General features: G+C 69.6%; 19 protein-coding genes. 11 read left to right on the top strand and 8 right to left on the bottom strand.

Annotated features, from left to right (window positions below):
* Positions 1-23 precede the first annotated feature (23 nt).
* The 5 genes from D893_RS08240 to ppa form a co-directional block, all read right to left on the bottom strand.
* Positions 24-1,046: a septal ring lytic transglycosylase RlpA family protein gene (locus D893_RS08240; RefSeq protein WP_110619520.1), complete on the bottom strand. Its 1,023-nt coding sequence runs from the start codon at positions 1,044-1,046 to the stop codon at positions 24-26.
* Complete coding sequence (mltB, locus tag D893_RS08245) at positions 1,018-2,028, bottom strand: lytic murein transglycosylase B (protein WP_110619521.1); 1,011 nt, start codon at positions 2,026-2,028, stop codon at positions 1,018-1,020. Before mltB ends, D893_RS08240 begins: the two co-directional genes overlap by 29 nt.
* Positions 2,025-3,143: a rod shape-determining protein RodA gene (rodA, locus tag D893_RS08250; RefSeq protein WP_018946249.1), complete on the bottom strand. Its 1,119-nt coding sequence runs from the start codon at positions 3,141-3,143 to the stop codon at positions 2,025-2,027. Before rodA ends, mltB begins: the two co-directional genes overlap by 4 nt.
* On the bottom strand, positions 3,140-5,026 hold the full coding sequence (gene mrdA, locus D893_RS08255) for a penicillin-binding protein 2 (RefSeq protein ID WP_110619522.1): 1,887 nt from the start codon (positions 5,024-5,026) through the stop codon (positions 3,140-3,142). The genes rodA and mrdA overlap by 4 nt, the downstream gene beginning before the upstream one ends.
* A gap of 125 nt (positions 5,027-5,151) precedes the next feature.
* Positions 5,152-5,688, bottom strand: a complete 537-nt coding sequence (gene ppa / locus D893_RS08260) for an inorganic diphosphatase (protein WP_018870894.1) — start codon at positions 5,686-5,688, stop codon at positions 5,152-5,154.
* A 179-nt stretch (positions 5,689-5,867) separates the two neighbouring features.
* Here ppa and D893_RS08265 point away from each other — a divergent pair, with 179 nt between their 5' ends.
* The 8 genes from D893_RS08265 (at position 5,868) to D893_RS08300 (ending at position 14,389) form a co-directional block, all read left to right on the top strand.
* A complete protein-coding gene (locus D893_RS08265) occupies positions 5,868-6,509 on the top strand; it encodes an adenylate kinase (protein WP_077244611.1) in 642 nt (213 codons plus the stop codon).
* Between the two features lie 6 nt (positions 6,510-6,515).
* The gene (locus tag D893_RS08270; protein WP_110619523.1) at positions 6,516-8,744 is read left to right on the top strand and encodes an LPS-assembly protein LptD; all 2,229 of its coding nucleotides are present in this window, start codon (positions 6,516-6,518) and stop codon (positions 8,742-8,744) included.
* A 103-nt stretch (positions 8,745-8,847) separates the two neighbouring features.
* On the top strand, positions 8,848-10,212 hold the full coding sequence (locus D893_RS08275; RefSeq protein WP_246863898.1) for a peptidylprolyl isomerase: 1,365 nt from the start codon (positions 8,848-8,850) through the stop codon (positions 10,210-10,212).
* A 4-nt stretch (positions 10,213-10,216) separates the two neighbouring features.
* Complete coding sequence (gene pdxA / locus D893_RS08280; protein ID WP_110619525.1) at positions 10,217-11,236, top strand: 4-hydroxythreonine-4-phosphate dehydrogenase PdxA; 1,020 nt, start codon at positions 10,217-10,219, stop codon at positions 11,234-11,236.
* On the top strand, positions 11,233-12,066 hold the full coding sequence (rsmA, locus tag D893_RS08285) for a 16S rRNA (adenine(1518)-N(6)/adenine(1519)-N(6))-dimethyltransferase RsmA (RefSeq protein WP_110619526.1): 834 nt from the start codon (positions 11,233-11,235) through the stop codon (positions 12,064-12,066). The genes pdxA and rsmA overlap by 4 nt, the downstream gene beginning before the upstream one ends.
* Positions 12,067-12,157: 91 nt before the next feature.
* Complete coding sequence (locus D893_RS08290; RefSeq protein WP_110619527.1) at positions 12,158-13,165, top strand: ROK family protein; 1,008 nt, start codon at positions 12,158-12,160, stop codon at positions 13,163-13,165.
* Positions 13,162-13,545, top strand: coding sequence for a Co2+/Mg2+ efflux protein ApaG (gene apaG, locus D893_RS08295; RefSeq protein WP_018946257.1), 384 nt, complete (start codon positions 13,162-13,164; stop codon positions 13,543-13,545). The genes D893_RS08290 and apaG overlap by 4 nt, the downstream gene beginning before the upstream one ends.
* 7 nt (positions 13,546-13,552) lie before the next feature.
* A complete protein-coding gene (locus D893_RS08300) occupies positions 13,553-14,389 on the top strand; it encodes a symmetrical bis(5'-nucleosyl)-tetraphosphatase (RefSeq protein WP_110619528.1) in 837 nt (278 codons plus the stop codon).
* Between the two features lie 21 nt (positions 14,390-14,410).
* On the opposite strand, the gene D893_RS08305 is transcribed toward D893_RS08300, so the two are convergent.
* The 3 genes from D893_RS08305 to D893_RS08315 form a co-directional block, all read right to left on the bottom strand.
* The gene (locus tag D893_RS08305; RefSeq protein WP_026288900.1) at positions 14,411-15,148 is read right to left on the bottom strand and encodes a lysophospholipid acyltransferase family protein; all 738 of its coding nucleotides are present in this window, start codon (positions 15,146-15,148) and stop codon (positions 14,411-14,413) included.
* Between the two features lie 208 nt (positions 15,149-15,356).
* A complete protein-coding gene (locus D893_RS08310; protein ID WP_018946260.1) occupies positions 15,357-15,770 on the bottom strand; it encodes a rhodanese-like domain-containing protein in 414 nt (137 codons plus the stop codon).
* Between the two features lie 96 nt (positions 15,771-15,866).
* Positions 15,867-17,900, bottom strand: coding sequence for a thioredoxin domain-containing protein (locus D893_RS08315; RefSeq protein WP_110619529.1), 2,034 nt, complete (start codon positions 17,898-17,900; stop codon positions 15,867-15,869).
* A gap of 115 nt (positions 17,901-18,015) precedes the next feature.
* Between D893_RS08315 and lgt the strand changes: the two genes are divergently transcribed.
* The 3 genes from lgt to D893_RS08330 are packed head-to-tail and all read left to right on the top strand — an operon-like array spanning position 18,016 to position 20,175.
* On the top strand, positions 18,016-18,834 hold the full coding sequence (gene lgt, locus D893_RS08320) for a prolipoprotein diacylglyceryl transferase (RefSeq protein WP_110619530.1): 819 nt from the start codon (positions 18,016-18,018) through the stop codon (positions 18,832-18,834).
* 9 nt (positions 18,835-18,843) lie between these two features.
* Positions 18,844-19,677 (top strand): thymidylate synthase, encoded by an 834-nt coding sequence (locus tag D893_RS08325; RefSeq protein WP_110619531.1) that lies wholly within the window; start codon positions 18,844-18,846, stop codon positions 19,675-19,677.
* Between the two features lie 3 nt (positions 19,678-19,680).
* Positions 19,681-20,175 carry a dihydrofolate reductase gene (locus D893_RS08330; RefSeq protein WP_018946264.1) on the top strand — a complete coding sequence of 165 codons (495 nt, stop codon included), beginning with the start codon at positions 19,681-19,683 and terminating at the stop codon, positions 20,173-20,175.
* Positions 20,176-20,179 lie beyond the last annotated feature (4 nt).

A 20,179-nucleotide genomic window follows, 5' to 3' on the forward strand; every position in this document is an offset into this window, starting at 1 on the left:
AGACCGGCACGCCGTCCGGGTTCTCAATCGGTCACGATACGGAAATCCCCGGGCGCCACCGCCTCCAGCCGCCGGGCCGTGTCGCGCACGGTGTCCTCGCCGTGCAGCGGGCCCACGCGCACACGGTGCAGCTCCTCGCCGCCGGCGGTCTCCACGCGACCGAGTTCGGCCACCCGGAATCCGTCCGCCTGCAGGCTTTCGCGCAGGCGCTCGGCCGTCATCCGTTCACCGAAGGCGCCCACCTGGATATAGCGCGCGGGCTCCTGGCTGTCCCCCTGTCCGGACACCGGCTGTCCGGACACCGGGTCACCGTTGTACGCCCCGTCGCCGTCGACCGTCCCGGCCATCTCCCGCGTTGCGTCCGGGTCGTTCGCGTCCGCCGCCAGCGGCTCCGGCTCCGCGATGGTGTCGGCACCCTCGCCGCGACCGCGTTCGGCCGTACGCACCTCGCCGTTCACGTCCCCGGGGCCGACCGCGCGGATACGCACCGGCGCCACGCCCGCGTCGGTCATGCCCAGACGATGGGCCGCGGCATAGGACAGGTCGATGATGCGGTCATCCACGAACGGGCCTCGGTCGTTCACCCGGACCACCACCTGCTTCCCGTTCTCCAGATGGGTCACCTCGACGAAGCTGGGCAGCGGCAGCTTCTTGTGCGCCGCGGTCATGGCGTACATGTCATAGGGCTCGCCACTGGAGGTCCGGCGGCCGTGAAACTTCGTTCCGTACCATGACGCCATCCCCTCCTCCTCGAAACCTTCGGAAGAAGACAGCGTCACGTAGCGCTGACCGAACACCTCGTACTCGGCCGGATTGCCGTAACGACTGGGCGGCTCGTCGGTGGGTTCGGCATCCGGCAGGAGTGCCAGATCCCGCGGTACTTCGTCGGGATCGGGATAGCTGTCATGGGCGGCGTCCCCCAGCGGGCGGTCGCGCTCGGGCGTACCCGAGCAACCGGCAAGGATCATACCGGCCAGCAGCGCAACCGGCAGGGCGGCCCCGCCGATCGCACGCCCGTCAGTCGTACAGCGCCTGCGCCAGCTCATGGGCGGCCATCGCATACAGCGGACTCCGGTTGTATCGCGTGATCACGTAGAAATTCGGATACCCCAGATAATAGACATCGCCCTCGTCGGCCTCCAGATACACCAGCGAATAATCACCGTCCGGGTCGACCGTTTCACCTTCGGCCGGACGCACGCCGTGCTCGGCCAGTTCGTCCAGGTCGAAGCGGGCGGTGTAGCCCTGCTCGACCAGTTCTTCCGGATGGTCGTCGACCTCGGCGCGGGCCACCACCGGCTGGCCCCAGCGCCAGTCATGCTCGGCGAAGTAGTTCGCCACGCTGCCGATCGCGTCCGGCCAGGAATTCAGCAGGTCGCGCCGCCCGGAGTCATCGAAATCCACCGCGTAATGACGGTAGCTGGAGGAGATGAACTGGCCGTAACCCATCGCTCCGGCGTAGGAGCCATGCAGATCAAGGATCTCCAGATCCTCCTCTTCCGCCAGCTCCAGCAGATGGCCCAGCTCGCTGCGGAAGAAATCCGCCCGCGGCGGGTAGTCGAACCCGAGGGTCACCAGGGCATCCAGCACGCGGGTGCTCCCGGTGTTGCGTCCGTAATCGGTCTCGATGCCGATGATCGCCGCGATCATCTCCGGCTCGACACCGAAGCGTTCCTCGGCGCGTTCCAGCCACTCGGCCTGCTCTTCCATGAACTCGCGCCCGCGGCGGACCCGGCGATCGTTCACGAAGATCGGCCGGTAATCCTTCCATGGCAGGGCCTCGGCGGGGCTGGAGATGCTGTCGATGATGTCCTGGCGCGGCCGGGCCTCCTCGAACAGTTCCACCAGCCATTCGCGATCGAATCCCGCCTCCGCCCGTTCAGCGATGAATTCCTGCACATCTTCGCGTTCGAGATAGGGCGTCTCGCCCGCCCGGTATTCGGAACTGGCCGCTGCGGCGGTGGCGGCCACAAACAGGCAGGAGACGGCAACAGTCGTCGCGAAGCGACACGGATTCACGGGGTTCATCGATTCACCAGGCGTTTTTCGGAGGCAATGCTCATGAGAATACCGAAGGCCACCATGAGCGTCACCAGCGAAGTTCCGCCATAGCTCACAAGAGGCAACGGAACTCCCACCACCGGCAGCAGCCCGGTCACCATGCCGATGTTGACCACCATGTACACCGCAAAGGTCAGGCTGATACTGCCACCCAGCAGACGGGCGAAGCGGTCCTGCGCCAGGGATGCCAGCCACAGCCCGCGCGCGACGATGGCGAAATACAGCGCCAGCAGCAGCACCACCCCCATGAAGCCGAATTCCTCGGCATACACCGCGAAGATGAAATCGGTCGAGCGTTCCGGCAGAAAGTCCAGCTGCGACTGGGTCCCGTTGAGCCAGCCCTTGCCGTAGAACCCGCCCGAGCCGATGGCGATCTGCGACTGGATGATGTGATAACCGGTCCCCAGGGGATCGGACTCGGGATTGAACAGCGTCAGCACGCGCTGGCGCTGGTAGTCATGCATCTGCAGCCAGAGCACCGGCGCCGCCGCGGCCACAAGGGCCCCCAGGCCGGTGAACCAGCGCCAGGACAGCCCGGCGAGGAAGACCACCAGCAACCCGGCCACGCCCACCAGCATCGCGGTGCCCAGATCGGGCTGTTCCATGATCAGCCACACCGGCACCAGGATGATCGGCAGCACCACGGCCAGATCGCGCGCCCGCGGCGCACCCTGGCGCAGCGACAGGTACCACGCGGTCATCATCGGCACGGCCAGTTTCATGATCTCCGAAGGCTGGAAACGCACCAGCCCCGTATCCAGCCAGCGCCGGGCCCCCTTGCCGATCTCGCCGAAGAACAGCACCGCGACCAGCAGCACCAGACCGGCGACAAACAGCCAGGGGGCCATGACCCGGAGTACCCGTACCGGGATCTGCGCGATCACCAGCATCGCCGCGACCCCGAAGCCGATCCGCAACACCTGGTTCTCCAGCGCGACCAGACTCTCGCCGGTCGCGCTGAACAGCACCACCAGACCGAGCATCAGCAGCAGCGACAGCAGGATCAGCAGCGTGCCATCCATCCGCAGGCTGCGCAGGGCCCACTGCCCGGCGGAGAGCTCACGTCCGGTCACGCTGATCATTCCCCGGCCTCCTCGACGGGCAATCTCATGCCGCCACCGCCCAGCAGCCAGGCATCCATGACCTCGCGCGCCTTGGGCGCCGCTACGCGGCCACCACTGCCGCCGTGCTCCACCAGCACCGCAACCGCGATCTGCGGGTCATCCGCCGGGGCATAGCCGGTAAACAGGGCGTGATCCCAGAGATGGCGGGCCAGCTCGTCCTCGTCGTACTCCTCGTCCTCGCCCAGGCTGAAGACCTGCGAGGTCCCGGTCTTGCCGGCGATGGTGTACTCCGGACGGGTGCTCCCGATACTGCCCCAGGCGGTGCCATGCGGTTCGTGCACCGCTTCGACGAGCGATTCGTGGATCACGTCCCAGTGGGCTTCATCCAGCGCCACCGGCTGGCGGTAATCGGGCAGCAGGGTCTCGCCGATTTCCTGTTCCCGGCCATCCCCCATCGCCCGCAGCAGGCGCGGGCTCACGCGCTCGCCCCGATTTGCCAGCGTGGTGGTGAAATCGGCCATCTGCAGCGGGGTACTGAGCATGTACCCCTGCCCGATGGCCGTGATCAGGGTCTCGCCGGGATACCAGACGGTGCCGTGGGTGGCACGTTTCCAGTCGCGTCCCGGCCGGATGCCGGTGCGTTCGCCGCTGAGATCGATGCCGGTGGGCTCGCCGATACCGAAGGCTTCCAGCATCGGCGTGATCCGGTCGATCCCCATGTCGTGGGCGAGATCATAGAAATACACGTCCGACGACACCGCAATCGCGCGCGACATGTCGACCAGTCCATGGCCCTCCCGGCGCCAGTCACGATAGCGGCGTTCGTGCCCGGGAATCTGGTAGTAGCCGCGGGCGAACATCTCGCGGTCGGCGGTGGTCGCCTCCTCGTGCAGGCCGGCCAGGGCCACGATCGGCTTGATGGTGGACCCCGGCGGATACTGGCCATGCAGCACCCGGTTGAACAGTGGCCGCCCCGGATGGTCGCGCAGTGCCGAGAACTCTTCCTGCGACTGCCCCTTCACGAACGGCTCGGCATCGAATCCCGGGGCACTGACCATGGCCAGGACGTCTCCGCTGGCGGGCTCGATGGCCACGATCGCCCCGCGCTGGTCCCCCAGTGCGCGGCGGGCTGCCAGCTGCAGGTTGTAGTCCAGGGTCAGATGGATGTCGGTCCCGGCCGTCGGCGGGCTGACCTCCAGCTCGCGGATCGTCCGGCCCTGAGCGTTCACCTCCACCTGGCGGTGGCCCGGGCGGCCGTGCAGCAGCTCCTCGTAATGCTGCTCGATACCGGTCTTGCCAATGTGGGATACCCCGGCATAGGCACGCCGGTCCACGCGCTGCAGGTCCTCGCGCGTGATCCGGCCCACGTAGCCCACCACATGCGTGAACGCCTCGCCGGCCGGGTAATAGCGCATCGGACGCGCTTCGATCTCGACACCGGGCAGCTCATGCCGGGACACGGCCAGATGCGCGACGGTCTCGTCGTCCAGCCCCGCCTTCAGCAACACCGGCTGAAACGGGCGCCGCTGCTCCACCCCGCGGCGGAACCGCTCGAGGTCGGCATCGGAGAGTTCCACGAAGTCCTCAAGCCGCTCCAGCAGCCGGTCAAGATCGTCGGCCTGTTCCACCGTGACCTCGAGCTGATAGGAAGCCCGGTTACCGGCCAGCAGCACGCCGTTGCGATCCCGGATCACGCCCCGGCTGGGGGCGATGGGCTCGATGCGCAGCCGGTTGTTCTCGGAAAGCGTGGTGTAGTGCTCGTGCGCACCCACCTGCAGACTGGCGGTGTGCCAGCCGATCAGGCCCAGCACCCCCGCGAGCAGCACCAGGGACAGCACCACCCGCGCGACAAAACGCCGGTGATCGTGCTGTTCCTGTCCATAGGCGTCGCGCTCATCCATGGGGCCGCCCGCCCGCGGCCATCAGGACCGCTCCATCGGGTCGCGGACGGGCACGCGCACCGACGCGCCCGGGAGACCGGCTCCCCGGGGGCCCGCACGGCACGCCCATGGCTGCGCGAAAGGCTTCAGATCTTGCTCTTCTGGAAACGCTTGTAGCTGGCAAGGATCTCCGTCCTGGCGGCCTCGGCGTCCGCCCAGCCTTCCACCTTGACCCACTTGCCGGCTTCGAGCTCCTTGTAGTGCTCGAAGAAGTGCTTGATGCTGTCGAGCAGTTCCTGCGACACGTCTTCCGGGCCCTTCACGCTCTCGTACCCCGGATGCAGCTTGGTGACCGGCACCGCCAGGATCTTCGCATCCTGCCCGGCCTCGTCGGACATCTGCAGCACGCCCACCGGCCGCGCGCGCACCACCGAACCCGGCATCAGCGGCACCGGCGTGATCACCAGCACGTCCACCGGATCGCCGTCTTCCGACAGGGTCTGCGGCACGAACCCGTAGTTGCAGGGGTAGAACATGGCGACCGTCATGAAACGGTCGACCACCAGCGCCCCGCTGTCCTTGTCCACTTCGTACTTGACCGGCTGACCGTGCGCGGGGATCTCGATGACCACGTTCATGTCATCGGGCAGATCCTTCCCGGCTTCAATCTGATTCAGATCCATCGTCTCTTCCCGCTTGATTGGTTGGCGCGGCATTATAACGGGACTGCGCGACAGGTGAACGATCCCGGCCGGCTTGCGAGGCCCCCGACCAGTCGGTATAAGTCCGCGTGCGTTTTTCGATACCCAATCCACGTGCCGGCGCCGATGCAGGCGCGAACGGCACACGGCAGGAGTCAATTATGCGAATCGTCCTGATGGGCGCCCCCGGTTCCGGCAAGGGCACCCAGGCCAAGAAGATGGTCAGTCACTTCGGCATCCCCCAGATCTCCACCGGCGACCTGCTGCGCGCGGCCGTCGCCGCGGAGACCGAGCTGGGCCTGAAGGCGAAGAGTGCCATGGACGCCGGCCAGCTGGTCCCCGATGACCTGGTGCTGGGCCTGATCCGCGACCGTCTGCAGGAGCCCGACGCCGAGAAGGGCTTCATCCTCGACGGGTTCCCGCGCAACTGCGCCCAGGCCGAGGCCCTGGACAGCATGCTGGCCGACATCGAGCGTCCGCTGGACCGCGCGATCCAGATCGACGTGCCGTTCGAGGAGCTGAAGCAGCGCCTGACCGGCCGGGTCTCCTGCGAAAGCTGCGGCGCGGTGTTCAACACCCACACCTTTCCGCCGCAGGAGGAAGGCATCTGCGACCAGTGCGGCGGCAACCTGGTTCACCGCGCGGACGACACCGAGGAGACGGTGGTCAGCCGCCTGCAGGTGTACGAGGAACAGACGCAGCCGCTGATCGAGTATTACGACACCCGCGGTCTGCTCAAGCACGTCGACGGCACGCGCGACATGGAACGGATCTTCGACGAGATCCGCGGCCTGCTGGACTGATCCGCGATGCGGCCGGCGCGTGCCGCGGCGGTGTCTCTCGTGCTGGTCGCCACCGCCCCGGCGGCCGGCGCGGAGACGGCCTTCGGCGGGGATCGTCCCGCCGGCTGCGAATTCGCGCCCGACACCGTCTGGCCCGCCCTGCGCGAACTGCCGCCCGACGTGCGCGAGATCGAGGCGGATCATGTACGTCGCGAGGGCGACCAGGTGCGCGCCGAGGGCGATGTCCAGCTGTACGCAGACCGTCAACGGCTGGACGCCGAGGTCCTCGACTACGATCGCGCCCGGGGGCTGGCACGGACCGAGGGAGCGGTCCGGCTGTTCGACGGCGACCTGCTGCTGCAAGGCGAAGACGGCCGCTTCCGGCTCGACGAAGATACCGGGGAGCTGAGCCGCATCGACTACATGGTGCGCTCGGTGCCCGCACGCGGACAGGCCGGGGCCGGCACGCAGCTCGACCCCGACCGGCACCGCTTCGAACAGGCGCAGTACACCACCTGCCCGGTCAACCGGGACTCCTGGCGCCTGGACGCCGCCCGCCTCGACCTCGACCAGGAAAGCGGGCGCGGCGTCGCCCGCCACGCCGTGCTGCGCGTGCGCAACATACCGGTGGCCTACACCCCGTATATCGACTTCCCCCTGGACGACCGGCGCAAGTCCGGCTTCCTGCTGCCCAGCTTCGGCACCGGCGGACGCACCGGCGCGGATCTGTCCCTGCCGTGGTACTGGAACATCGCGCCCAATTACGACGCCACGTTCACGCCGCGCATCATGGCCGACCGCGGAATCAAGCTGAGCACCGAATTCCGCTACCTGCAGCCTGCACACGAAGGACAGATCGATTTTCGTTACCTGCCGGATGATCGCGAGACCGGCGAGGATCGCCAGTTCGTGGCCTGGGAGCACCGCACCCGCATCGCCCCCGGCCTGCGCCTGGACATCGATGCCGCGGAGGTCTCCGACGGCGAGTATTTCCGCGATTTCGGCTCCGCCGACCGCTATTCCGGCTCGGTGCGCGACCTGCGCCGCCGGGCCGACCTGACCTGGAGTCAGCCGCGCTACCGCCTGCGCACCCGGGTCGAGGACTACCAGATCGTCGACACCGAGCTGGCCGACCGGCGCGAGCCCTACCAGCGGCTGCCGCAGATCACCCTGGAAGCCGGCGAATACGCGGGACAATGGGCCGGCGGCGGGGTCACCTGGGACCTGGACGCCGAACTGGTGCGTTTCGCCCGTCAGGAGCGCGCCTCGGACCGTCCCACCGGCCTGCGTTTCGACCTCGACCCGGAACTGGCCTGGCGTTTCGACACCGGCGGGATCTTTGTCGAGCCCCGCGCCGGGGTGCGCTACACCGCCTACGAGCTGGACCGCCGCGGCGAGCCCGGCCCCGAGTCCATCCGCCGCACCGTACCGCATGCCGCGGTGGACAGCGGCCTGATCTTCGAACGCGACCTGGCCGACGGCGAACGGCTGCAGACCCTGGAGCCGCGACTGTTCTACGGCTACGTGCCCTACCGCGACCAGGACGACATCCCGGTGTTCGACACCGGCGAGCGCGAGTTCAGCTTCGACAACCTGTTCAGTCTGCAGCGCTTTACCGGCGCCGACCGCGTGGGCGACACCCACCAGCTGACCGCCGCCCTGACCAGCCGCATCCTCGATACCGCCAGCGGACAGGAACGCGCGCGGCTGTCGGTCGGCGAGATCCGCTATTTCCGCGACCGCCGCGTACGCCGCAGCCCCTCCGCGCCCGCGCTGGAGGGTCGCCATTCGGACCTCGCCGTGGAGGGGCGCCTGCGCATCGGCGATGCCTGGGACGGCCGCGGCTCGGTGCTCTACAACCGCGAGCACGAGGACACCTCGCTGGCCGCGCTCGGCGTATCCTGGAGCCCGGATGAGCGCCGGCGCATCAACCTCGGCTACCGCCAGCGGGCCGACCGGCTGGAACAGACCGACGTGTCCGTACTGTGGCCGGCCGGCGACCGCGTGGACCTGGTCGGACGCTGGAACTACAGCCTGCGCAGTGAACGCGACCTCGAACTTCTGGCCGGTCTCCAGTATCGTAGTTGCTGCTATGGTTTGCGCGTGGTCGCCCGGCGTTCGCTGGATTCCGACCAGCGCTACGACAACTCGATCCATTTCCAGATCACGCTGGACGGACTGGCCCGTTTCGACGGCGGAGTCGACAGCCTCCTGAGCGAAGGTATTGCCGGATATGATGCGCACCCCGACCGCTAAAAGCGCCGGTCGCCGCGCGGGCATGCTTGCCCGCCCCCTGCTCCTGGCCGGGCTTGCCCTGGCCCTGGCGCCGCTGGCCCAGGCCCAGCACGACCCGCTCTCCATGCCCGAAGGTACGGGCACCGGAGCGGGCCCCGGCACCGGCCCCGGCGCCGAAACCGGGGTACAGGCCCCGGTCACCCCGGGTGCCGCCACCGATGCCGGCGCGCCCGCCCCGGCAATCACTCCGCCGGAGGAAGACCAGTTCACCGACCGCATCCTCGCCATCGTCGAGGAAGACGTGATCACCCAGCGCGAGCTGGTGGAACGCATGAACCTGGTGGCGCAGCAGATGGCCGAACAGGGGCAGCGTCCGCCCGGCCAGGATGCCCTTGCGCGCCAGGTCATGGAACAGCTGGTCACCGAGCGCGTGCAGCTGCAGGAAGCCCGCAGGATCGGCATCAGCATCGACGAGATGACCCTGAACCGAACCATGGAGCAGATCGCGCGCGAGAACCGCATGACCCTGCCCCAGCTGCGCCGCGCCCTGATGCAGGACGGCGTGGACTTCGAGGCGTTTCGTGAGCAGATCCGCACCGAGCTGACCATCAACCAGCTGCGCAGCCGCCAGGTCGACAACCGGGTCCGGGTCTCCGATCAGGAGATCGAAGATCTGATCGCCTCGGAGAGCGGCGCCATCGACCGCGACGTGCGCTACCGGCTCTCCCACATCCTCGTCGCGGTGCCGCAGGGCGCAGGCAGCGACGAGATCCGCGAGGCGCGGGAAAAGGCCGCGGAGCTGCGCTCCCGCGTGCGTGAAGGCGAGGAATTCGCCCGGGTGGCGATGGAAGAATCCGACGGACCGCAGGCCCTGCAGGGCGGCGATCTGGGCTGGCGCAGCCCCGGCGAGCTGTCCACGGTGCTGGCCCGCGAGGCCATCCTGATGCGCACCGGCGCGGTCAGCGACGTCCTGCGCTCACCGCAGGGCTTCCACATCATCCGCCTCGAGGACCGCGAGGGCGGTGACCAGACCCTGGTCGAACAGACCGAAGTCCGCCACATCCTCAAGAGTCCCGACGAGGTCCGCAGCGAGGAAGAGGCCGAGCGCCAGATCCGCGCCCTGCACAACCGCCTGCAGGAGGGCGAGGACTTCGGCGATCTCGCCCGCGGCAACTCCGACGACCCGGGGTCCGCCGCACAGGGCGGCCGTCTGGGCTGGATCAGCCCCGGGGAACTGGTACCCGGCTTCGAACAGGCCATGAACCGGCTCGAACCGGGCGAGGTCAGCGAGCCGGTGCAGAGCGAGTTCGGCTGGCACATCATCGAGGTGCTGGACCGCCGCGAAGTGGACACCACCCGCGAGCAGATCCGCGCCCGCGCCCGCGAAGTCCTGCAGAACCGCAAGCGCCAGGACGAGATGGAGCTGTGGCTGCGCCGCCTGCGCGAGGGCGCCTATGTCGAATACCGCGTCGACGGCCTCGAGCCCTGAGCCGATGGCCGGAGAACCGGTTCCGCGTCTGGCGCTGACCGCCGGCGAACCCGCCGGAATCGGACCCGACCTGCTGGCCATGCTGGCGCGCCACGCCGGCCCGGCCCAGCGCGTCGCGATCGGCGATGCGGGCGTCCTCGAACGCCGCGCACGCGATCTGCGCATCGACCTCACCCTGCGCGAGCACGACCCCGACGCCCCGCGCAAACCCACACCCGCCGGGACCCTGGAGCTGCTGGAGGTCCCGGTGGAAGCAACCGTGACCCCCGGGGCCCTGGAACCGGCCAATGCCGGGCACGTGCTCAACCTGCTGGCCACGGCCGCCGACGGCTGCCTCAACGGACACTTTGACGCCATGGTGACCGCCCCGGTCCACAAGGGGGTGATCCATCGGGCCGGCCACGATTTCACCGGCCACACCGAATGGCTGGCCGCACGCGCCGGCTCCGGCCGACCGGTGATGATGCTGGTCGCCGGTGATCTGCGCGTTGCCCTGGTGACCACCCACCTGCCCCTGCGCGAGGTCCCCGACGCGATTACCCCGCCGGTACTGGAACGGACCCTGCACATCCTGGATCACGACCTGCGCCGCGACTTCGGCCTGGCGCGGCCGCGCATCGCGGTACTCGGGCTCAACCCGCACGCCGGCGAAGGCGGCGTGCTGGGGCGCGAGGAAGAGCTCGTGATCGAACCGGTGCTCGCCCGCCTGCGCGAACGCGGCATGCACCTGATCGGGCCGCTGCCGGCCGACACCGCCTTCACCCCGCGTGCCCTCGCCCGGGTCGACGCGGTGCTCGCCATGTATCACGACCAGGGCCTGCCGGTGCTCAAGCACGCCGGGTTCGGCGAGGCGGTGAACGTCACCCTGGGCCTCCCCTTCGTGCGCACTTCGGTGGATCACGGCACCGCGCTGGATCTGGCCGGCAGCGGACGCGCCGAGGTCGGCAGCCTGGCCGCGGCGGAGAATCTGGCCGCCCGCCTCGCGGGCCACCGCGGGGCACCGCCAGCGGGGACCCCGACATGACCCGACGCACCCGGCGCCCGGCCGCAGCCGACGAGGGACCGGGCCCGGTCCGGCGCCGCTTCGGCCAGAATTTCCTCCATGACCCCGGCATCCTCGATCGCATCGTGCGGGCCATCGACCCGCAGCCGGACGATCGCATGCTGGAGATCGGCCCGGGGCGCGGCGCCCTGACGGCCCCGCTGCTGGACCGCCTGCAGAAACTGGACGCAGTGGAGATCGACCGTGATCTGGCCGCGGCGCTGCGCAGCCACTTCCCGCCCGAACGCCTGACCCTGCACACCGGCGACGCCCTGGAACTGGACCTGGCCGCACTCGGCGAGACCCCGCCCGCCGGCTGGCGCGTGGTGGGCAACCTCCCCTACAACATCTCCACCCCGCTGCTGTTCCACCTGCTGGAGCAGAGCGAGCACATCCGCGACATGCATTTCCTGCTGCAGCGCGAGGTGGTGGAACGCATCACCGCCGAGCCGGGCAGCAAGCGCTACGGCCGCCTGAGCGTGATGGTTGCCGCGCGCGCCCGCGCCACCGAACTGCTGGGGGTCCCGCCGGGGGCGTTTCACCCGCCGCCGAAGGTGCATTCGGCCGTGGTGCGCATCGTCCCGGATGCCGAGCCGCGGGTGCCCGCTGCGCGGCTGCCCGCCTTCGCCGCGCTGGTCAACCGCGCGTTCTCCAATCGGCGCAAGACCCTGCGCCGCGGGCTGGCGGGACTGCTGGAGGCAGCCGATATCGAGGCCGCCGGCCTGGATCCCGGCCAGCGACCGGAGACCGTCGACGTCGCCGGTTTCGACGCCCTGGCCCGCCGGATCCCCGAATCCGCCGGGGCGGAGTGACCCGGGCAGGGGCACGGCCCCGCGCCGGGTCCGTCTTTCTCCCTCCACGCCCCGCTCGCGTTACCATGGGAGCATGACTGGCAGGGACCGCATGCAACTGATCGTCGCCGATGTCGGCGGGACCCACACCCGCCTGGCGCAGGCCGAATACGCCCGGGGTACGTGGCAACTGCACGCGACCACCCGCTATGCGAGCCGCGAGTACGCCGGCCTGGGTGCAATCCTCGAGGACTGGCTGGCGCGCCCGGAACAGTCCGGGATGAAGTTCAGCGGCGCGGGCATGGCCGTCGCCGGGCCGGTGCAAGGTGGGCGGGGCCGCGTCACCAATCTCGACTGGCCCGAACTCGACGCCGCCGAGCTGGCCACGTCCGCCGGCGTGCCCGTCGCCCTGCTCAACGACTTCGCAGCGGTGGGCGCCTGTCTCGAGGCCCTGACCCCGGAAGATCGCCTGATCCTGCAGGACGGCGACGCCGACCCCACGGGACCGCGGCTGGTCACCGGGGCCGGCACCGGGCTGGGCACCTGCCTGGTGACGCCGCCCGCGGGCGCAGATGCCCCGCCGGCGATCCATCCGGGCGAAGGCGGCCACGCGCGTTTTTCCCCGGCCGACGCCGACGAGACCGAACTGGCGGCCTTCGTCACCGCCGAGGCCGGCCGGTGCACCCGCGAACACCTGCTCAGCGGCCGCGGCATCGCGCGCATCGGCCGCTTCGAGCTGCAGCGTCGCGACGACCCCGAACTGGGGCGCGCGCTGGCCGCGGCGGAGCCCGCCGCCGCCATCAGCGCGCTGGCCGACACCGGCCACGCGGCCGCACTGCGGGTGGTGCGCCGCTTCGTTACCCTGTACGCCGGGCAGCTGGCCGACATGGCGCTGACCGCGCTGCCGCGCGGCGGCGTCTTCATCGGCGGCGGCATCGCCCCGCGCTGGGCCGACCATTTTCTCGCCCCGGCCTTCCGCGAGGCCTTCCGTGCACGCCCGCCGATGGAAGACCTGCTGGAGCGCCTGCCGGTGGAACTGATCATTCATCCCGAACCGGGCCTGCTGGGAGCCGCGGTCGCCGCTTCCCGCGCCCGTCCCCACGGAGCATCCGCCCCATGACCATGCAGCAGGAAAATCCCGTCGAGATCGAAGTCTCCAGTGCCTATGTCGAAGACCAGTCCGAGCCCGAAGAAGACCGCTATGTCTTCGCCTACCACGTGGTGATCCACAACGCCGGCGAGCGCAGCGTGCAGCTGCTCAATCGCCACTGGATCATCCGCGACGGACGCGACCAGACCCAGGAGGTCCGCGGCGAGGGCGTGGTCGGCGAACAGCCCCACATCGCCCCGGGCGACTCCTTCGAATACACCAGCGGCACGGTGATCGAAACCCCGGTGGGCATGATGGAAGGCAGCTACGAGATGCGCGACGAGCAGGGCCACACCTTCGAGGCCACCATCCCGCCGTTCACCCTGTCCGTCCCCCGCACGCTGCACTGAGGCCCGCGTGGCACTGTACGCCGTCGGCGACCTGCAGGGCTGCCTGGATCCGCTGGAGCGCCTGCTGGAACGCGTACGCTTCGACCCGGCCCGCGATCACCTGTGGCTGGTCGGGGACCTGGTCAACCGCGGGCCGGACTCGGCCGGCTGCCTGCGGCGGGTCCGCTCGCTGGGCGCGGCCGCGACGACCGTGCTCGGCAACCACGACCTGCATCTGCTGGCCGCCAGCGAGGGCCTGCGCGAACCCGGCCGGCGCGACACCCTGCAGGAGGTGCTGAACGCCCCGGATGCCGCGGAGCTGCTGGAATGGGTGGCCAGCCAGCCGCTGCTGCATGTCGACCCGGAAAGCGACTGGACGCTGGTGCACGCCGGCATCCCGCCGGTATGGGACACCGACACCGCCGCCGCCGAGGCGCGGCAAGTAGAGGCCGAACTGCGCGAACCGCGCCGGCGTCGTGCCCTGCTGGAGGTGATGTACGGCGACACGCCGGCGCTGTGGGATCCGGCCCTGCAGGGTTACGAGCGCCTGCGCTTTGCGATCAACGGCTTCACCCGCATGCGCATGGTGGAGGCCGACTCCCGGGCCGGCCTGGAATTCGCCAGCAACGGCCCGCCCGAGGAGGCACCGGCAAACCTGGTGCCCTGGTTCGACCACCCCGGGCGCCGCACCCGCGGGCAGCCCGTGGTGTTCGGCCACTGGGCCGCGCTGGGCCACCGGCGGGGGTCCGACTGGCTGGCCCTGGACAGCGGCTGCGTGTGGGACAACGCCATGACCCTCGCCCGCCTGGACGGCGCCACGCCGCAGACCGCTGCGGTGGAACACACCCCCTGCCCGGGGGCCTGAGAAGCACCCGGACGGGCCTCGTCAGCCGCGCCCCGGGCGGGAACCGTCGATCGGCTCGGCAGGCACACCCAGCACCTCGACGATCTGCAAACGCGCCGCCTCGGCGAGCTCGCGGCGCGGGCGATCGCGCCCCTCCAGCGGCTCCAGCACATGCACGCTCACCCGCGTGCGCGGACGGCACAACAGCCGCCAAACGTTGGATACCAGCCGCTCTTCTCCAGCATAGGCGACCGGAACGGTACCGTCGCTGCCGGTCTCGTAGTCCAGAGCCACCGGCTGAACCGGATGCACGGTGCCGGTTACCGCCGCGAACAGCCGCGGATGGAAACGCCGCAGGCCGTTTCCGAAGGTCGTGGTACCTTCCGGAAACACCACGAAATGCCGCCCCGCGTCCAGCCCCTCGCGCATCGCCTCCACGTGCGCCGATGCCTCGTGGCCGCCGCGACGGATGAAGCGCGTACCGTGGCGTCGCGCCAGCCAGCCAATGATCGGCCAGCGGGCGATCTCGGCCTTGGACAGGAAACAGGGGTCCACCGCCGCGCCCAGCAACGGGATATCCAGCCAGGACACATGATTGGCGACCACCAGCGACGCCTCGCGGGGTGGTTCCCCCGCGACCTCGCAGTACACGCCCGCCAGCTGCAGTGCCCTGCGATACCAGGCGCGCCGCACCTGCGAATGCGCCTCGGGTCCGGCGCGCTGTCGCTGGAGTCGCCAGGTAACCCAGACCCCGACCAGCAGATGGCCCAGAATCCGGATCAGCCGGAACACCCCTCTTGCCATACCTCTCATGCCCGTCCCTTGTGTTGCGGGACCACCGCGGGATTGCGCGTGCCCCGATCGCGCCGCCCATGGTAAACGAGACCCGCTTACGCCTGTGGCCGGAAAACGCGCGCAGGCCGGCGGACCGGACCCGTGGAATACCACCGGGGCCCGGTCGCGCGAAAATGCGGGGAGTTCGGTCGGCCTACGGCAGCTGGCCGGTGTAGGCGCCGGATTCGACCGGCAGGTCCTCGCCCTCCCAGGACTTCATGCCGCCGGCGACGTTGACCACGTTGCTGAAGCCCATCTCCTGCAGGCGCAGGACCGACAGGGCAGCGCGCCCGCCGGTGGCGCAGATGATGGCCACGGGCTTCTCGCGCGCGGAGTACAGCGCCTCGATGCGATGCGGGGTATTGGGGTCGGCGGCGCCTTCCAGCAGGCCGCGCGGGATCAGCAGCGAATCCGGCACGTGGGCGCGTTCGTATTCATAAGGTTCGCGCACGTCGACGAGGGTCCAGTCCTCGCCCTTCTGCCGCGCCTCGTGCAGCTCTTCCGGGGAGATCTCGCGGATGTTTTCGCGCGCCGCGGCGACGAAGTCCTTCATCAGCTTTTCGCTCATGGGGCATTCCTTTTCTTCGGGTTCGTTTCGGTTTCGGGATAAACGGACAACCCTGACAGTCTGCGGGCTTTGCGGCCGATTTCAAGCGAGCTCCGCTCACTCCACCGCCAGGCGCTCCGCCAGCGTCGCGGGGTCGTCCACCGGCGGTTCGCAGTGCAGCCCGCGGCACAGCCAGGCGCGCGGTCCGCCCTCGCGCGGTGCCTTGCCGGCCAGGGCGTCGGGCAGATCGCGGGCATCGTCGGGTACCGGGAAGACCCGCGCCGCGCCATCGGCGGCGGCGATCGTCCGGCGCGCGTCGGCCAGTACCTCGCCCTGCCCGCGCAGGATCACCAGCGGCGGGGCGTGATAATGCATGTCCAGCGCCACCAGCAGGCTCATGTGGCCCATCGGCGCCTGCTCGATCATCGGCCCGGCGTTGGCCAGGGTACCCTCCGCCGCCTCCAGATAGCGCGGTTCGGCCAGCAGGTGCCCCAGCCGGATCAGGCACTGCGCGGCGATCCCGTTGCCGGCGGCCATGGCGTCATCGGAATACACCTTGGGCCGCTGGATCAGCGTCTCGTGATCGCGCGCGGTGTAGAAGAAGCCGCCGCCGGCGTCATCGTGGAAGTCCTCCATCAGGGCCCCGGCCAGGGTCACGGCCCATTCCAGCAGCTCGCTGTCCCATTCGGTCTCCAATAGCGCCAGGGTGGCCTCCAGCAGCGCGGCATAGTCGTCGAGGCAGGCGCGCGGCATGGCCGAGGTCGCCCCCTCGCGATAGCTGGCGTACAGACGGCCGTCGTGCCAGTGCAGGCGCCGCACCGCCGCCATTGCGTCCTGTGCCAGCGCCAGCCAGTCGGGACGATCCAGCGCGCGGGCGGCGCGCGCCAGGCCGGTAATCATCAGTGCGTTCCAGCCCGCCAGCAGCTTGTCGTCGCGATGCGGGCGCACGCGCTCCTCGCGTGCCCGCAGGAGCCGCTCGCGCGCCCGGTCCAGACGGGCCGCCGCTTCCTCCGGGGCGATCTCCAGGGCATCCGCGACGGTGTCCGGCGGCACCACTTCGTGCAGGTGCCAGCGGCCCTCGAAGTTGGGCGGTCCCTGCAGGCCCCACACGCGCGCCGCGACCGCCCATTCTTCGGCCGTTAGCAGCGACTCCACGGTCTCCGGATCCCAGACGTAGAAGCGCCCTTCCTCGCCTTCGGAATCGGCGTCCAGGCTGGAACAGAACGCCCCGCTGGCATCCCGCATCTCGCGCTCGAGCCAGGCCACCGTCTGCTCCGCGACCCGCCGCGAGCGGGCATCGCCGCGCGCGCCGCGCTCGGCGTACAGACCCAGCAGCGGCCCGTTGTCGTACAGCATCTTCTCGAAATGCGGGATCATCCAGCGGGTGTCCACCGAGTAGCGACAGAACCCGCCGCCGACCTGGTCGAACAGCCCGCCGGCGGCCATCGCGTCCAGGGTGGCATCCAGCATCCGCCGGGACTCGCCGTCGCCGTGGCGGGCCGCATGCCAGGCCAGCCAGTCGAGCGAGGCCGGATGGGGAAACTTGGGCGCATCGCCGAAACCGCCATGCTCCGCATCGAAGCTCTGCGCCAGTCCCGCGCGGGCCTTGTCCACTACGCTCAGCGCCGGGATGCTGCCGCCCTCCGGGTTGTAGATCCGCGTGAGCGCCTGCTGCAGCGAATCGTTCTGGCGCCGGATCTCCTCCGGATGTTCGGCGAGGAAATCGGCCACACGGTTGAGCAGATCGACGAACGACGGCAGGCCGTGCCGCGGGGTGTTCGGGAAGTAGGTCCCGGCGAAGAAAGGCACCTGATCCGGCGTCAGGAACACGGTCAGCGGCCAGCCGCCCGGGCGCTGCGCCAGCAGCATGTGCGCGTTCTGGTAGATGCGGTCCAGATCGGGCCGCTCTTCGCGGTCCACCTTGATGTTCACATAGCGCCGGTTCATCACCTCCGCGGTCGCCGGATCCTCGAAGGATTCATGCGCCATCACGTGACACCAGTGGCAGGCGGAGTACCCGATCGAAAGCAGGATCGGCCGGCCCTCGGCCCGCGCCCGCTCCAGGGCCTCCTCGCCCCACGGGTACCAGTCCACGGGATTGTCCGCGTGCTGTTGCAGATACGGGCTGCTGGCGCCGGCGAGACGGTTCATGGCGACCTCCCTGGAAACGTGGGTGGCGAAAGCCGGGACGAAGACGGTCCCGATGGGTGCGAATGACTTGCAGGACCGGTAGGATGTGCGGCCGTTCCGGCCATCGCAAGCGCCCATGCCCACTCACCCGTTTATCGATCCGGTCGCCTTCTCCCTCGGCCCGGTCAGCATCCACTGGTACGGGCTGATGTACGTCGTCGGCTTCCTGTCCTTCTGGGGGCTGGGCGTCTGGCGGGCGCGTTCGCGCGACTGGGACCCGCTGTCGCCGCAACAGGTCGGCGACCTGCTGTTCTGGGGCGCGATCGGCGTGATCATCGGCGGCCGCCTGGGCTACGCCCTGTTCTACAATTTCGATGGCGTGCTGGCGGACCCGCTAAGCCTGATCCGCCTGTGGGAGGGCGGCATGTCCTTCCACGGTGGTCTGATCGGCGTCCTGGCGGCCGCGTGGCTGTACAGCCGCCGGCTCCAGGTTCCGTTCTTCCGCCTGACCGACTTCGTCGCCCCGCTGATCCCCATTGGTCTGGGCGCCGGGCGCGTGGGCAACTGGATCAACGGCGAGCTGTGGGGCAAGCCCACCGACCTGCCGTGGGCGATGGTCTTCCCCGCGGCCGACTACGTACCCCGGCATCCCTCGCAGCTCTACCAGGCCTTTCTCGAAGGCGTGGTGCTGTTCGTGGTGCTGTGGCTGGTGTCGCGCCAGCCGCGGCGCACCGGCCTGGTCTCGGGCCTGTTCCTGACGCTGTACGGGGCGTTCCGCTTCGTGGTGGAGTTCGTGCGCGAACCGGACGCGCACATCGGCTATCTCGCCTTCGGCTGGGTGACCATGGGCCAGGTGCTGTCGCTGCCGGTGATCCTGTTCGGCCTCGGCCTGATCGTCTGGTCGCGGCGGAACCCCCTGCCCGAACCCCGCCCGGACACCCCCGGGAAGCCCTGAGGACGCACCATGCGGCAATATCTGGACCTCGTCCGCCACATCCGCGACCACGGCAGCGACCGCCCGGACCGCACCGGCACCGGCACGCGCTCGGTGTTCGGCTACCAGATGCGCTTCGATCTGGCCCAGGGCTTCCCCCTGGTCACCACCAAGAAGACCCATCTGCGCTCGGTCATCCATGAGCTGCTGTGGTTCCTCGCGGGGGACACCAACGTGGGCTATCTGCGCGACAACAAGGTGACCATCTGGGATGAATGGGCCACCGAGAGCGGTGAACTGGGCCCGATCTACGGCGCCCAGTGGCGTTCCTGGCCACTGCCCGACGGAGGCACCCACGATCAGCTGACGGAGCTGCTGGACAACCTCCGCACCCGCCCGCACTCCCGGCGCCACGTGATCTCGGCGTGGAACGTCGCCGACCTGCCGGACGAGACCCGCGCCCCGCAGGAGAACGCGGCCGCCGGCCTTATGGCCCTCGCCCCCTGCCATGCCCTGTTCCAGTTCTACGTGGCCGACGGCCGGCTGTCCTGCCAGCTCTACCAGCGCAGCGCCGACGTGTTCCTGGGCGTGCCCTTCAACATCGCCAGCTATGCCCTGCTGACCCACATGATCGCGCAGGTGGTCGACCTGGAGCCCGGCGAATTCGTCCATACCCTGGGCGATGCGCACCTCTACGCCAACCACGCCGAGCAGGTCGACACCCTGCTGGAGCGCGAACCGCTGCCGCTGCCGACCCTGCACCTCAACCCGGAGGTGCGCGACCTGTTCGCGTTCCGCTTCGACGACATCGAGGTCCGCGACTACCAGTCCCACCCCGCCATCCGCGCCCCCATCGCCATCTGAGCCATGACTACCCCGGAGATTCGCATCGTCGTGGCGCTGGACCCGGAACACGTGATCGGGCGCGACAACGACCTGCCGTGGCGGCTGCCGGACGACCTGCGGCATTTCAAGCGGGTGACCGCCGGCCATCCGGTGATCATGGGCCGGCGCACGTTCGAATCCATCGGCCGGGCGCTGCCGAAGCGCCGCAACCTCGTGCTGACCCGGCAGACCGACTGGCAGCAACCCGAGGGCGTCGAGGTCTTTCCCGATCTGGACACAGCGCTGGCGAATATCGATTCGGGTCCGGCGTTCGTCATCGGCGGGGCCGGGCTGTTCGCCGAGGCCCTGCCGCGCACCCGGGTCCTGCACCTGACCCGGGTGCACGAACGCCATCCCGGCGATACGTATTTCCCCGCCATCGATCCCGCGGAATGGACGCTGACCGAGTCGGAATACCACCCGGCCGACGAGCACCACGCCTGCGCGTTCACCTTCGAGCGTCTGGAACGGCGCTGAGCCG

Source organism: Thioalkalivibrio sp. ALE21 (assembly GCF_003208255.1).
GTDB lineage: Bacteria > Pseudomonadota > Gammaproteobacteria > Ectothiorhodospirales > Ectothiorhodospiraceae > Thioalkalivibrio > Thioalkalivibrio halophilus.

Coding starts and splice junctions, on each gene's coding strand:
- ppa (WP_018870894.1), bottom strand. CDS start 5,688: ATGGATCTGAATCAGATTGAAGCCGGGAAGGATCTGCCCGATGACATG.
- D893_RS08265 (WP_077244611.1), top strand. CDS start 5,868: ATGCGAATCGTCCTGATGGGCGCCCCCGGTTCCGGCAAGGGCACCCAG.
- D893_RS08275 (WP_246863898.1), top strand. CDS start 8,848: ATGCCCGAAGGTACGGGCACCGGAGCGGGCCCCGGCACCGGCCCCGGC.
- D893_RS08310 (WP_018946260.1), bottom strand. CDS start 15,770: ATGAGCGAAAAGCTGATGAAGGACTTCGTCGCCGCGGCGCGCGAAAAC.
- mltB (WP_110619521.1), bottom strand. CDS start 2,028: ATGAACCCCGTGAATCCGTGTCGCTTCGCGACGACTGTTGCCGTCTCC.
- D893_RS08290 (WP_110619527.1), top strand. CDS start 12,158: ATGCAACTGATCGTCGCCGATGTCGGCGGGACCCACACCCGCCTGGCG.
- rsmA (WP_110619526.1), top strand. CDS start 11,233: ATGACCCGACGCACCCGGCGCCCGGCCGCAGCCGACGAGGGACCGGGC.
- D893_RS08270 (WP_110619523.1), top strand. CDS start 6,516: ATGCGGCCGGCGCGTGCCGCGGCGGTGTCTCTCGTGCTGGTCGCCACC.
- rodA (WP_018946249.1), bottom strand. CDS start 3,143: ATGATCAGCGTGACCGGACGTGAGCTCTCCGCCGGGCAGTGGGCCCTG.
- D893_RS08240 (WP_110619520.1), bottom strand. CDS start 1,046: ATGAGCTGGCGCAGGCGCTGTACGACTGACGGGCGTGCGATCGGCGGG.
- D893_RS08330 (WP_018946264.1), top strand. CDS start 19,681: ATGACTACCCCGGAGATTCGCATCGTCGTGGCGCTGGACCCGGAACAC.
- D893_RS08315 (WP_110619529.1), bottom strand. CDS start 17,900: ATGAACCGTCTCGCCGGCGCCAGCAGCCCGTATCTGCAACAGCACGCG.
- D893_RS08325 (WP_110619531.1), top strand. CDS start 18,844: ATGCGGCAATATCTGGACCTCGTCCGCCACATCCGCGACCACGGCAGC.
- lgt (WP_110619530.1), top strand. CDS start 18,016: ATGCCCACTCACCCGTTTATCGATCCGGTCGCCTTCTCCCTCGGCCCG.
- pdxA (WP_110619525.1), top strand. CDS start 10,217: ATGGCCGGAGAACCGGTTCCGCGTCTGGCGCTGACCGCCGGCGAACCC.
- apaG (WP_018946257.1), top strand. CDS start 13,162: ATGACCATGCAGCAGGAAAATCCCGTCGAGATCGAAGTCTCCAGTGCC.
- mrdA (WP_110619522.1), bottom strand. CDS start 5,026: ATGGATGAGCGCGACGCCTATGGACAGGAACAGCACGATCACCGGCGT.